The 14,378-nt window shown below is 33.8% G+C and carries 7 protein-coding genes; 4 read left to right on the forward strand and 3 right to left on the reverse strand.

Going from position 1 to position 14,378, the window contains the following annotated elements; all coding sequences use genetic code 11:
- The first annotated feature begins 231 nt into the window (after positions 1-231).
- The gene (locus MY04_RS16670) at positions 232-6,195 is read left to right on the forward strand and encodes an alpha-2-macroglobulin family protein (protein WP_066211478.1); all 5,964 of its coding nucleotides are present in this window, start codon (positions 232-234) and stop codon (positions 6,193-6,195) included.
- Between the two features lie 127 nt (positions 6,196-6,322).
- The gene (locus MY04_RS16675) at positions 6,323-6,781 is read left to right on the forward strand and encodes a hypothetical protein (RefSeq protein WP_066211486.1); all 459 of its coding nucleotides are present in this window, start codon (positions 6,323-6,325) and stop codon (positions 6,779-6,781) included.
- Positions 6,782-6,850: 69 nt separating this feature from the next.
- On the opposite strand, the gene MY04_RS16680 is transcribed toward MY04_RS16675, so the two are convergent.
- Positions 6,851-8,164 (reverse strand): Lcl C-terminal domain-containing protein, encoded by a 1,314-nt coding sequence (locus MY04_RS16680; RefSeq protein ID WP_205960482.1) that lies wholly within the window; start codon positions 8,162-8,164, stop codon positions 6,851-6,853.
- A gap of 233 nt (positions 8,165-8,397) precedes the next feature.
- Between MY04_RS16680 and MY04_RS16685 the strand changes: the two genes are divergently transcribed.
- The gene (locus MY04_RS16685; RefSeq protein WP_066211488.1) at positions 8,398-8,673 is read left to right on the forward strand and encodes a hypothetical protein; all 276 of its coding nucleotides are present in this window, start codon (positions 8,398-8,400) and stop codon (positions 8,671-8,673) included.
- Positions 8,674-9,010: 337 nt separating this feature from the next.
- Here the strand turns inward: MY04_RS16685 and MY04_RS16690 are convergent, their stop codons facing one another.
- On the reverse strand, positions 9,011-10,738 hold the full coding sequence (locus MY04_RS16690) for a leucine-rich repeat domain-containing protein (protein WP_066211490.1): 1,728 nt from the start codon (positions 10,736-10,738) through the stop codon (positions 9,011-9,013).
- Between the two features lie 262 nt (positions 10,739-11,000).
- On the opposite strand from MY04_RS16690, the gene MY04_RS16695 reads away from it, so the two are divergent.
- Positions 11,001-11,438: a hypothetical protein gene (locus MY04_RS16695; protein WP_066211492.1), complete on the forward strand. Its 438-nt coding sequence runs from the start codon at positions 11,001-11,003 to the stop codon at positions 11,436-11,438.
- A gap of 168 nt (positions 11,439-11,606) precedes the next feature.
- Here the strand turns inward: MY04_RS16695 and alaS are convergent, their stop codons facing one another.
- Positions 11,607-14,216, reverse strand: a complete 2,610-nt coding sequence (gene alaS, locus MY04_RS16700; protein WP_066211494.1) for an alanine--tRNA ligase — start codon at positions 14,214-14,216, stop codon at positions 11,607-11,609.
- Between the last annotated feature and the right edge of the window lie 162 nt (positions 14,217-14,378).

Raw genomic sequence — 14,378 nt, forward strand, 5'->3', positions numbered from 1 at the left:
GGTGATAATTTAAATTGGAAATAAAGTCGTTTTCAATATTACTACAATAATACGTAATTATTACACTTTAATTTCTAAGAGGGGGTACAAGGTGTTTTTTTGAGGGTTTATATTTGAATTATAATCTATTGAAAGCATAGTATTTATGAATTCTTTTGAATAGAAAATATAAGTTTATAAATTGTAATACAAGGTAACAAACAAGCTTACTCTCAAAAAGCAAACTAACTTATGAAATCAAATTTTTTAATCATCAGAAGATTATTTTTTATATTCTCTTTTTTTATTTTTTGTCAATCTACATGGGGGCAAGAACTTGTAGATAGCAGACAAACAAGTGTACATACCTATGTTTTTCAGCTTTCCCAAGAGGAAGCGAAAACAATCTATAAAGAAGGATTGTCTGAAATTGATTCTACCTATTTTCATACCCTAGTCGACTCCTTTGCCACCGATGGATATTATGCTAAAAACCTACCTGAAGCTCATTATCTGTATGCTTTTGCGAAAGGTGGAGAATTAGAATCGAGCGTGGTCACTGTAGAAAATCTTGATGTATTTATAGTACAAAACAGTACGGATCTTATTGTTCAGCTATTTGATATTAACGGTGAATTGGTCACAGATGCAGAAGTGAAAGTGAAAAATAGAAAACTTCATTTTAATAAAAAACTGAAAGCATTTGTTGATAAAAAATCGGATAAAAAGGGGGTATTAGAAGTGACCTATAAAGGGTTTACTACTTATAGAAATCTAGAGAAAGATATCAAGTACTCTAGGTTTAGAAGGGGGGGTAATAATGTTCTGTTCCGTTCGCCTTTAAAATATGTCACAATCCCTATCAATTTTATCATACATATTCCCATTGATGGGGTGAAATCTATTTTCAGACGAGGAACATATGGTACCATAAGTAGAATAAAATACTTTTCGATACGAACCTTCGAGAGGGTCGCCTGCATATTCGATGACTATTACTGTAATGGAGGAAGTTATTATAGTAAAAAATATCACGGTTATTTTACATTAAGTCAACCAAAGTACAAGCCAGGAGATACTTTAAAACTCAAGGCCTTTATTACGAATAAAAAAGGAAAACCAATTAAAGGAAATGTACATCTTTTTATTAGAGATGGATATGGTTATCGTTCATCGAATAAAAAGCCCGTGAAAATGATTGTTCCATATGTAAAAGGCGGATATAGCTTTGAATTTCCTCTCGATTCTTTAAACCTCACTTTAGATAAACGATATACGCTATCGCTTGAAACGGAATATGAAGATGAGTTTCTGTCGACATATTTCTATTTTGAGGACTATGAGTTAGGAAAAAATAAACTACATGTTCGAACAGATTCAGATAAACAGTACAAAGGAGAAGATCTGAAAATGTACATCAAAGGGACTGATGAGAACGATTTGCAGCTGATGGATGCGAGAGTGGAAATTGATGTAATTAGTCGTAATGTGTTGAATTATTTTGATGACTCTATCTTTATCAAAAATAAAATTACATCCATAAAAAAAGATCTTAAGCCTCAAGGGGAAACAGAGGTGATCATTCCAGATAGTTTATTTGAGAATGTGAATATGAAGTATACGGTCAAAGTGAAAATGTTTACTTCCGATAATGAAAACATCATTGAGAAAAGAGACTTTCATTACTTCTCAAAAGAACAATATTTTGATATATCACTTCAGGCAGATTCTATTCATTTTGACTATTTTGAGAACGGGAAATCAAAAGCAGAGAAAGTAGAAATAACAGCTTATGATAACTTCGGAAATCACACCTCTATTTTTGAAGGAGAATTGCCATTTGCTACAGCAGTGTCTCCTTATTTTTCAGATTATAAGGTAAAGAATGATAGCCTTTCTAAAGATTTAAGATTATACCAAGAGTCCGCAATGTTGTCTTGTTATACGCATAGAACAGCAGATTCCGTTTTTATACAAATCGATAACCCTAGAAAATTAACCTTCGATTATCACATATATAAGAAGAATAATAAAAAGGCAGAGGGATATTCGGATAGTCTAAACTATGCGAAAAAGGCTGCTCATCTCCAGAACTACTACATCATGCTGAATTATTTGTGGGGAGGAGAAATGAAAACTGAAACCTATCTTATCCCTATTGCAGAGAAAAAACTAAATGTAGAAGTAAAGGAACCATCATTAATTTACCCTGGTCAGAAAGCAGAAATAGAAGTGTTGGTGACAGATTATAAAGGGAAACCTGTAAAGAATGTAGATGTTACGGCTTATTCTTTAACGAATAAGTTCGATGCACAAGCACCTGAGTTAAATGATTTATCAAAAAGGAAAAAGGATAAAAAATTGATCAATAATTTTTCTGTGAATGATATAGAAACTAATAATCGCTCATTAATATTAGATTACTCCACTTGGAATGCTTTGGCGGGTTTAGATTCTATCGAATACTATCAATTTCTTTATCCATCCGACAGTATGTATTATACTTCCTATCCAGTGGAAGATAGTGTGACTCAGTTTGCTCCTTTCATCATAAATAATGGAAAAGTAGAACCTATCAAAGTGGTGTATGTAGATGGTAAACCTGCTTATTTTTCTTTCACGAGTGTTGCCAAGCCCTATTCCATTTCAGTGAGTCCTGGAAAACACAATCTTAGAATCAGAACAGAAAGACAAGAAATACACATTGATTCGGTTTATTTCGAAAAAGGAAAGAAAACGATTATCAGTGCGGCAAATGAACATGGAAATGAGCGTATTCAAGTGAGGGAAAAGTTAACCTTTCCAACGACTTCAGAAGAGAATAATTTAAAGAGATATCTATTCTCTTTTAGAAATACCTTTAATGGTAAATATGCTTTTATTGAGAATTATGATGAGCTACATTTATTGGGAACATCTTTGGAAAAATATAGAACTAAAAGATATACTACGGGTCCTGTATTAGGTGATTACAAGTTTAATCTCATCAATGAATATGAAACTCATTTTAATCAAGATTATCAATTTGAATTTGAGTTTGGTAAACAACTTCTCAAAATGAGAGAAGTGAATCGATATGATTTTGGCATAGATAATTGGGATTTTCAATTAGATGATGAGGTATATACCTTGGAGAAAATCAAAAAAATGTGGGAACATGAGGTTGCACTTTCGAAAATTAAAATCCCAACATATCGCAATCCTAGTAGTACAGAAGAAGGTAAAGGTACACTCAATTTTAAACTGGAAACCTACGGAAAGAGAAAGAATGATTTACTATTGAATGTAGTCATGATGAAAAATGACGACATCAATTTTATAAGGGTGTATCAGGGAGGTAAAAAAGAGTATTCGATACGTAACCTTGAAGAAGGAAGCTATAAATTGATTTTATTTTTCAATGGAGAAAAATACCATATCGAAGACGAAGTTTGGGTTAAAAAAGATGGTATTATTTATTACTCTTTTGATTTTCCTAGAGAATTTAAGAAAGACAATTTCAGTAAAGAGGTAAGTAAAATAATTGAGGACATTATTTTTAATCCTTTTAATAATCATTATTCAAAGCAAAAAAATCTTCAAAATATTACGCAGAGTTACCAACGCGAATATAGTTATAATGGAGAAGGGAAAGTGGTTTCGGGTTATGTTTTAGATAAAAATTCTAACGAACCTTTACCTGGGGTAAGTGTATTGGTACAAGGAACAACTTATGGAACAGTGACTAATTTTGATGGTTACTACGAATTAAAAACACCTTATACCGGTATCTTAGAATTTAAATACATAGGGTATCTTTTTGAAGAATTTGAACTTAGCGGGAGGTCTTTAATAGATGTGCTCTTGGAGTCAGATGTAGAACAATTAGAAGAGGTAATCGTGATAGGTTATGGAACCACAAGAAAGAGTTACGCTACCGCATCTGTAGCATCAGTTACTTCTCAGGCATTACAAGGACAAATAGCTGGAGTAAGCGTGAAGGGGACTCCGGGAAGTAGTCCTGTGGTAACTATTCGAGGTGCGTCTTCAACAATTGAATCTGGAGAACCATTGGTTATCATTAATGGTAAAGTATATACCGGTGATTTAGCAAACATAAATAAAGAATATATATCTTCTATGGAGGTCCTAAACCCTGAAGCGGCTTCAGGTATATATGGTAGTCGTGCTGCAAATGGAGTGATGATTATTAGTATGTCTGATGAAAAAGTTGCAAAAATGGGCTTAAAGTTAGAGGAAAAGAAAGCCGAAGATCAGTTAATCGTTCACAGCGAAGCGACAAATTCCCTTAGAGATAACTTTAGTGATAATGCTTTCTGGCAACCTCAATTAACCACTGATAAAGATGGAAAAGTAAAGTTTGAGGTAGTTTTCCCTGATGATATCACGAAATGGGATACGCACTACTTGGCCATGAATAATAAAAAGCAAACCGGTCAGGCATCAAGTGCTATAAAATCGTATAAACCGTTAATGACGCAATTGAACTTACCTAGATTCTTAGTGGCAGGGGATACGGCAATGGTTTTAGGTAAAACATTAAACTATTCTCCTTCTACTGTTAATGTATCGGTTGATTTCTCTATGGATGATCAAAAAATCATTCAAAAAGAAATGGAGATTAAAGACATTCATATCGATACGGTATCGGTGACATCTAAAGCTGATTCTCTTCATTTAAAATATACAATCAATACTTCATCGGGTTATTTTGATGGTGAAAAGCGCAGTATTCCTGTTTTCCCAATAGGTCTGGAAAAAGCCAAGGGTACTTTCTCTGTTTTGGATAGAGACACCACTATTCAATTATCATTTGATGACAATGAGAGCAAAGTCCAATTGTATGCTACCTCAGATTATTTAAATATAGTGGAAGATGAAGTCCGCTCTTTAATTTCCTATCGATACTTATGTAATGAGCAGTTGGCGTCAAAACTCAAAGCACATTTGGCACAGATGAGGATCGCTAAGTTTAAAGGGAAGAAGTATAAAAAAGAGGGAGATATTAAAAGAATCATCAAAAAGATAGTAGAAAGAGCAGATAAGAAATACAGATGGGGATGGTGGCCTAATTCAGAAAGTAGTCAATGGATTACTCAACATGTACTTGAGGCATTACTGGAGGCCGAACGTTTAGGTTTTAAGGTCGAAATAGATAAAGAGGTCATCACTGATGATTTAGTCTATCGATTGGCAGTATCTAAATCGAAACATCAACGAATTACACTTATTGAAACGTTATCGTTGTTAAATGCAAAAGTCGATTATCAAAAGTGGATTGATGAAATCTATAAGATGGGAAAACTAGATCTTTATCAGAAATTGAAATTGATGAAGGTACAAACTCAGAATAACTTATCTTACTCAATGGATACGGTGGCCGCATTTAAGCAAGAGACTATTTTTGGTAATTACTTTTACTCGGATACCATAAAGCAATATCATTATAAGTGGAGAAACCCAATTGTAAATAATGATGTGCAGAATACGTTGTTGGTGTATCAAATATTAAAATTAGACTCGATAAATGACCACTCTTCTGAATTGAAAAAGATGAGAAATTATCTTTTAGAAAAACGATCGGAAGGAAGTTGGGGTAATACGTACTCATCTTCAAATGTGGTAGAAACGATCTTACCTGATTTGTTGGATGTTAATGGAAAAGAACAACCATCGAAATTGGTACTATCTGGAGATATTCAGGAAACAGTATCGGAATTCCCTTACGAAAAGACGCTAGAAAATGTACATCAAATAACTATTGAGAAGGAAGGAGCATTTCCTGTGTATTTTAGTTCCTATCAATATTATTGGGATGAAAATCCTGAGAGAAGAGCCGATGGTTTTATCATCAATACTCATTTTGAAGGCATCGAAAATGATAGGTTAGAAGCAGGTAAAAACGTGACACTAATTGCAGAAGTAGAGGTGAAAAAAGAATCGGATTATGTGATGATCAATGTGCCGATACCTGCAGGTTGTTCTTATGCTTCCAAAAGACAATCGTATTATGGGGTGGAAGTACACAGAGAATATTTTAAGAATGAAACGGCGATTTTTTGTAAGAAAATGCCAAAGGGGAAATACACTTTTAAAATCGAATTGAACCCAAGATATTCGGGGGAATATCACCTAAATCCGGCCAAGGCGGAGTTGATGTATTTCCCTACATTTTATGGAAATAATGAGTTGAGGAAGGTGGGGGTGGAAAAATGAGACAAGCTAAACACTTTGATTTATAGTGAATAATCATTTAAGGAGGGCTTTTTGATGTTTAAGTAAATGATAAACTAATACTTTAGGGGTTTCCCTTTGTATATCTATTTAACAGATTCATTTACTTATGAGAAAAATACTTTTTGTTCTTTTCTTGTTGATATGTACTGCTTTTTCTGTAAAAGCTCAAGGAAAGAAAAAAGGACATGATAAGTGTAAACATAATCACCACTGTCATCACCATAAAAAGAAAAAAAAGAAGCCTAAAAAGCATCACCATGGAAAGGAATGTAAGCATCATCATCATGATTATACTTATGTGATTATTCAAAATCCAAGAAATCAGGCACAACAAGATATGAACTCAATATCTTTAAATGTTGGCTTATCGAGTTCTCAAAAAAAACAAATTGAGCAAGCTTATTTTAATTTCTATATGTCAATAAACACACACATAGATCTAAAAGAAGAAGATAGAAAGAAAAAATGTAAAGAGTTAGAAAAGAAAAGGGATAATAATATTCATCAAGTTTTATCTCAAACTCAATTCAACTTATATACAAGTTTTTTGAAAACATGGAAATAAATAAGAGAAGTCATACAAAATATTGTATGACTTCTTCTGTTTTAAACTAAAACCAATCTGTTCACTTGACTAAATATTTCTGACTAATCTGACACTGTTATAAATTCTTACGGCATCTCCTTGTGGCCCCTTTCCGTCTTTAAATTTTGAAGGATTACCCGATTTTGGATCACTTCTTTGACTTCCCGGACCATGTATATCTATCCAATTTGCAGGCAGATTAGAGGTTTGATTATTCTCTTTTCTAGGAGGAGGTCCCATTGTCCTATTTTTTCCATTGGGTCCACGTCCCTCTGGTCGTTTTGGCATATTTCCTAATGACTTTCCAAAAGCAAAATAGACAGCAGCACCACCACCATTTTTTCCTTGTCTTTCGTGGGTAGTACTACTCCAAAAGAAAGCGTAATCGTTCTCATTTTTTTCGTTTTTAATAGGGGTAATATCAAATATTGGATGAATAGCAGGAGCTCCAGAAGAGTGGTTGGCTCTTTCATAGTCTACGATGCTTTGTAATTCTTTAGCATCAGGTAGTCGCCAATCAGAATACCCTCCTAAATCACTTTCTTCAGCATACTCAAGAGCTTCTTCCCAAGTCATACCCTCTCCAGCATCATTTTTTTGCCACATTAATCCAGTATTTTCATCGGTGATTGTACCGTTATTATTGTCTTTAAAATCGTTTTCTCCGTATTCCTCATTACCTCGAACAAGGAAGTAATTAAATTTTTTGGCTTTTCCATGTAATTTTTGACCATAACCTTTTATACGCCCATCGGCGAAATTAACGCCATATATTAGGGTTAATTCTCCTTCGTGTATTGTAGATGTTGCACATTGAACATCAATTAATCGTTCGCCAGCGGAAGCATCACCATAAGCAAAATCGAAGTAATCTGTATTGATAAATGGTTTTATATTACCAGAATTATTTGCTTGAGGATTTAGGTCCTGACCATCAAACATGATGAGAGAATACAATTCTTTTATAGTAGGTAATCTCCAATCGTTGTATCCGCCCGTATTTGCCTTATTGACTTCTTTGATAATGTCTTTATAAGATAATTTATCGTTAACATCAATCTTACCATCCCCATTGTGATCTAAAGATTTTTGCCACATTAATCCCGTGACTAGGTCAGTAATAGTTCCGTCATTATTATCTTGATATTGAGGACTGTTTCCAAGGTGATTAGCATTTTGGCCATAAAATTTATCTCCTAATTTAGGCAAATCAATTTCCTTTTTATTATCAAATGATTTGGTTTGATTCGTTCCTACAATTGGATATTTCAAGTTGTTTTTTGATCCTCTATTTAATGTATAAGAAGTACCAATAAATAGAATCAGAAAGGCATTGAGCAGTATTATATATCTTTTTATCATTTCAATTTGATTTTTTGTGATGTTTCAAAAGTAGAAAAGGGTTTGAGAACGTGGGAATTAATTCAACGAAGGTGGGGAGATTTTCAATGAAAGTATGTTTATTTAATTGGTTTTAGATATTGATAATGAATAAACTAGTATTTAAAAAAGTTTTGCAAAAAAGAAATTTCTATAATACATTTAGATATTCAATTAACTGACTGACTATTTTTTAAAAACCAATTTAAATCTCTATGAAAAACTTCATCATTGTTATCTCATTGTTTATTTACTCAATGAGTTGTTCAACTATTACTTCAGATGAACAGGAACTAATTCCAGAAACAAGCACTGAACATTCAAATCTAAAAGTACTTCCAGGGGGACCTGGTGATGAATTACCCAATCCGGATGATCCTTCAGAGTGTACAGATTTTAATACAGCAGCTATCGTTGAAAACTCAAACCCGTGTGTATCCTTTACAGGAACTTTTTCCCAAGGTAGATATACTTTAAAACGGAGCAAGTAATGCCACAACTGTCCGCTGGTACGTAAATGGGGCTAGAATAATTAGTCAAACTAATACATCTCTTGTTATTGAAGCAACTAAAATAGGTTCAACAACCATTTCTGCTTCAATATCAAATAGTAAATGTTCGAAATCAGTATCTTTTAGAACATATTTTCCAACTTGTAATTAATTTATAATTTTTTGTCAGTTGGTTAATTGTTATTAGAATTCAAGTTATAAAAAACGGCCTTTCCCAATATGAGAAAGGCCGTTTTTATATATCGAAAAATGATTTAAACAAAGTTTAATTGAGTAAAGCTTTTTTGGTTACTACTTTTTAAATTATGAATTCCAACTATTCAGCCACTTGTTGCCCAAAATAAAGAAATTCGAAATCCCCATTTTTTAATTCTTGAGGGATATCTTCTTCTGTAAAATAGTTATAGATTATATCTAATTTTTCTAAAGAGGACATATTTAAGATTTCTAAAGGTAGTGGACCTGAAAGTTTATTATTGGCAAGGTTTAGGTATTTCAAATTTTGAAATTCAGTAAGATACAATGGGAATTCACCTTCAATCTTATTGACGGATAGAACAATCTCTTCTAACTGAGGTAAATATTGAATAAAATCAGGGAATTCTTTAATATCGTTGCTATACAGATACACTTTCTTTAAGTTCTTCATTTCTCTCATAGTAACTGGGAATTCATATATTCTCGTATCTTCTAGACCAAATTCTTCTAATTGTTGTAATTCGCCGATCCAAGAAGGTATAGTAATTGGGGCAGCCCCATCTTCCCAAATGTAAGGCCCCTCTAACCTTAGTGCCTTTAAATTTTTCATATGACGCACATCTGGAAAAGTTTCTGTATACTGAAAACTTAAATATTCAAGATTATTGAAACCAAGGATTTTACTTTTTATATCATCATTAAATTGGACTTTTTCCATGTCCAAATAGGTGAGATTTAACTTGTAAAATGACTCGGGTAAAGTGACACTTGTTTGGGCAAGACTCACATGAGTAAGGTTAGGAAGCAAATCTCCAATCTCATCCCATAACTTAACCCCGTAACTGTAGTTTACAACCAAGGTTTCTAGTTCTGGGAAGTTTAAAATGCTTTTGGGTAAAGATTGATCTACTGTTGTTTCATTATCTAAAAACGATACAGCAAGGAATATAATATTACCGTTTTCATCCAATTTAATATTTTTAAATTCGGAAAGGTCATTATTTTTATCCCAGCTATTTAATTCTTTACTTACGTAAACATCATAACTTACACTAGCTAAAACATACTCCTTAAAATTCAAAACAGAGTGTTTTTGTGAAAATCCATCAGTAGGATTGGTAAAATCAGAAAGACTAAAATGTATATGATTTGTACCTTCTCTTTGAATATAAATTTTTGATAAGTAGTAAGGTCTATCATCTATTTCTGTAGAAAGATGTACACCAAATCCAGATCCGCCATCTTTATATGTATTTCCGATATCATCTGATGAAGCAAAGAATATTTTCTTTTCCCTTTCTACGTCAAATTTAAGTTCTGATATATTTTGCATTACATGCAACTCCAAGGATCCAAATGTATTGATTAAATCTTGAGGTACATCATAGGTAACTGCATACCCTTCAGAATCTGAAGTTTCAAGATCAATAGAAGTAATTTCATCTTGTTTAATTTCAAAATCAAAAGTACCTGAGAAGATAGGAAGGAAATGCAATTTTCTACTATCATCTATATATTCGTCAGGGTTAAATCTACTAAAAGACGCATTGTATTTACCTACAGGAATTCGGTAGTCATCTAGATCAGATGCTTTGATTGTACTTCCATAAGTCCCACCTTCTACTTGTTTGAATTCGATTAATATATCGGAGGCAATATTATCTTCTTTGGTAAATACAACATCAATTCCCGCATCTTCATTTTTATAAGTGATATTGATATTCTCAACTTTTAGACTTCCTGAATTATCTATGATTGAATTAGGTTTTGTTTCTTCTTCTGTACAGCCTGAAAAAATGGATAAAAGTATAACAATACTGAAGAGTTTAATTAGTTTTTTAGTCATAAAAAATCTGCTTTAATTATAGTGTGTTAAAAAATGTTGTACGAAAATATTGATTTTATTTGAAATAAGTAATGTGTTTTCCATTAATAAATTACTTAACTACATAAAACCAATGATATTAAATAGTTTAGACTAACCTTTATCAGATTATATGTGTTTTTGTAAATTATTCTAAAAAATTTTAAAAAAAATCAATATTAGGATAGGGTTTCTTTTTCAGAAATGCTCTTATCATAGTGTAAATCACTTAAAAAAATACGTTATGAAAAAGATACTAATCTTAGTTTTGTCAATTTTATCAATTGGTTGTTCATCAAAAAAGGAAGAACCTCAACCTCAATTAAAACTTTCTAATGAAAGAGTTTTTATTAATGAAATATATTGGAATGATGGGAATGATCATCAAATAATTAAGTTAATACTTAGAGAAGATGGCACAGCAGAAAGAAGAGGTGGTAAAGTTAACGATCAAAATATCTTCTATAGGGACTTCACTGGAACGTACGAAATAGAAGGTAATGAAGTTTTACTTTTCATGAGTGGCGATGAAAGTAATTATTACACTCATACATCAGGAGGATGCTATAGTCTTGAGTATTCTAACCATAAAGAAGATGTCTTCACAGAAGATCTAACAAGATGGGAAGAACGTGATACAGATGTTAAGTCATTTTTCAAAAATCAGAATTTTTGTGACTAAAGTTTTATACATCGATAGAATAGTTGATACTTTATGCTACTTATATTGGTGTCATCAGTAGTCTAAAGTCTATGAAGTCAGTCATGAATGAAAAACGGCCTACCCCAATAAAGGGATAGACCGTTTTCATATATCTAAGAACAGCCTAAGCTATTCGAATTAAGTCGATTAAACCAACTCTTGTGCTTTCACTACAACAGCATCCAAGCCTGTAATATCTTTACCACCTGCAGTAGCGAAGAAAGGTTGTCCACCTCCGCCACCTTTGATCTCTTTCGCTAATTCCTTAACGATTTGACCAGCGTGAAGGTCTTTAGATTTCACTAATTCTTCGTCGATCATTACAGCTACTTGAGGCTTACCGTCTACATTTGCGGCTAATATCAAGAACATATTCTCTACAACAGCTTTTAAGTCGTATGCCAATTGCTTTAATCCTTGAGCATTTGCTACTGAAACTTTAGCTGCAATAAAGTTGAAACCGTCTTTAGCTACTGCTTTAGAAGCTAATTCGTTTTTCACTGCTTGAAGCTCTTTATTACGAAGCGTTTCTACTTCTTTCGATAAAGCTGCTTTTGCTTCTACTAAGTCAGCGACTGCTTTCTTAGGATCTTTCGCTTTTAATAGCTCTTTGATCTCTTGAAGTAAAGTGATTTGCTCGTCTACATATTCTTCAGCAGCATCTGCAGTAATTGCCTCAATACGACGTACACCTGCAGCAACTGATGATTCAGCAGTAATTTTGAATAAACCAATTTTACCTGTAGCAGGAACGTGTGTACCACCACAAAGTTCTACTGAGTAATCGCTATCGAAAGTGATTACACGAACGAAGTCACCGTATTTCTCACCGAATAATGCAGTAGCACCCATTGCTTTTGCCTCTTCGATAGGAACGTTTCTTTGCTCGTTCAATTGGATATTCTGACGGATTCTTTGGTTAACGATTTTCTCAATCTTTTCGATTTCTTCCGCTTCCACTTTTTGGAAGTGTGAGAAGTCAAAACGTAAGTGTTTTTCGTTGACTAATGAACCTTTTTGAGCTACGTGATCGCCCAATACTTCTTGTAATGCAGCGTGTAATAAGTGAGTTGCCGAGTGGTTGTTCTCTGTTAGAGATCTACGCGAAGCATCTACTTTAGCCATTACAGGAGCAGCTGGGTTAGAAGGTAATTTGTTAGCGAAGTGGATAATCAAATCGTTTTCTTTCTTCGTATCGAAGATAGCGATCGTCTCATCCCCAGAAACTAAAGTACCTTTATCACCTACTTGTCCACCACTTTCTGCATAGAAAGGAGTTTGATCAAGTACTAATTGTATAATTGTTTTCTTCTTCTCTGTTACTTCACGGTAACGTAAGATAGAAGCGTCTGATTCTAATGCATCGTAACCCAAGAATTCTACTGAGTCACCATCGTTTACATCAATCCAATCGCCTTTTTCTGAAGCTGATGCTGCACGAGCTCTGTCTTTTTGCTCTTTCATAGCTGCATCGAATCCTGCTGTATCTACAGTGAATCCATTTTCAGAAGCGATCAATTGTGTTAAATCAAGAGGGAAACCGAATGTATCGTACAAAGTGAAGGCTTCTTTACCTGCAATCGTTTTGTCCGATGCACCGTCCATTGCTTTTTGAAGAATAGATAAACCTTTCTCCAATGTTCTTAAGAAAGCTTGCTCCTCTTGCATCACTACTTTCTTGATGAAATCTCTTTGAGAAATTACCTCAGGGAAAGTTTCTTCGAATTGGTCAGAAAGAATATCCACCAACTCATACATGAATGGTTTGTTGAACTCCAAGAAAGTATAACCGTAACGTACCGCTCTACGAAGAATACGACGGATCACATAACCTGCTTTGTTGTTCGAAGGTAATTGACCATCTGCAATAGCAAATGAAATCGCACGAATGTGGTCAGAGATCACACGGATAGCGATATCTATCTTTTCGTCCTCACCATACGCTTTACCCGACTTAGCAGCCAAGAATTGGATCATTGGTTGGAATACGTCTGTATCGTAGTTCGATTCTTTCTTTTGAATCGCCATACATAAACGTTCGAATCCCATACCTGTATCGATATGTTTGTTAGGAAGAGAAACTAAAGAACCATCCGCTTTACGGTTGAATTGCATAAATACAAGGTTCCAGATCTCTACCACTAGTGGGTGATCTTCATTGACTAAAGAAAGACCATCTACTTTTGTTCTTTCCTCGTCGTTACGAAGGTCAATATGGATTTCAGAACAAGGACCACAAGGACCTGTCTCACCCATTTCCCAGAAGTTATCTTTTTTGTTAGCAGGGATAATTCTGTCTTCGTCGATTAACCCTTTCCAGATATCAATAGCTTCTTGATCTAGCTCAGTACCGTCGCCTTCATCGCCTTCGAATACTGTAACATATAATCTATCTTTTGGTAGCTTGTAAACTTCAGTAAGAAGTTCCCAACCCCACTCAATTGCCTCTTTTTTGAAATAATCTCCGAAAGACCAGTTACCTAGCATTTCGAACATTGTATGGTGGTAAGTGTCAATACCCACTTCCTCCAAATCGTTGTGTTTACCAGATACACGTAAACATTTTTGAGTATCGGCGACACGTGTGTCCTCGGCGGCTTTGTTTCCTAAGAAGTAATCTTTGAACTGATTCATACCTGCGTTAGTAAACATCAACGTAGGATCGTTTTTAATTACAAGTGGTGCCGAAGGAACGATGGCGTGCTGCTTGCTCTGGAAAAACTCCAGGAACGTGCGGCGAATACTTTTTGCGTCCATGTATATCTCTACTGAGTTTTTAAAATTTTAATTCACGCAAAAATATAATTTTTTATCAATTGATGTATTGATTCACAATAACTATCTGTTGATAATAAGGTTCTTTAAGTAAAAAAAATGATGGATGAGTATAAAAATGAAGAATCCAACCCTCATTTTATC

The sequence above is a fragment of the Flammeovirga sp. MY04 genome, from assembly GCF_001682195.2.
GTDB lineage: Bacteria > Bacteroidota > Bacteroidia > Cytophagales > Flammeovirgaceae > Flammeovirga > Flammeovirga yaeyamensis.

What these genes read in the sequence shown, in the direction of transcription:
- alaS (WP_066211494.1), bottom strand. Translation starts at nt 14,216, where the DNA reads ATGGACGCAAAAAGTATTCGCCGCACGTTCCTGGAGTTTTTCCAGAGC.
- MY04_RS16690 (WP_066211490.1), bottom strand. Translation starts at nt 10,738, where the DNA reads ATGACTAAAAAACTAATTAAACTCTTCAGTATTGTTATACTTTTATCC.
- MY04_RS16675 (WP_066211486.1), top strand. Translation starts at nt 6,323, where the DNA reads ATGAGAAAAATACTTTTTGTTCTTTTCTTGTTGATATGTACTGCTTTT.
- MY04_RS16685 (WP_066211488.1), top strand. Translation starts at nt 8,398, where the DNA reads ATGAAAAACTTCATCATTGTTATCTCATTGTTTATTTACTCAATGAGT.
- MY04_RS16670 (WP_066211478.1), top strand. Translation starts at nt 232, where the DNA reads ATGAAATCAAATTTTTTAATCATCAGAAGATTATTTTTTATATTCTCT.
- MY04_RS16695 (WP_066211492.1), top strand. Translation starts at nt 11,001, where the DNA reads ATGAAAAAGATACTAATCTTAGTTTTGTCAATTTTATCAATTGGTTGT.
- MY04_RS16680 (WP_205960482.1), bottom strand. Translation starts at nt 8,164, where the DNA reads ATGATAAAAAGATATATAATACTGCTCAATGCCTTTCTGATTCTATTT.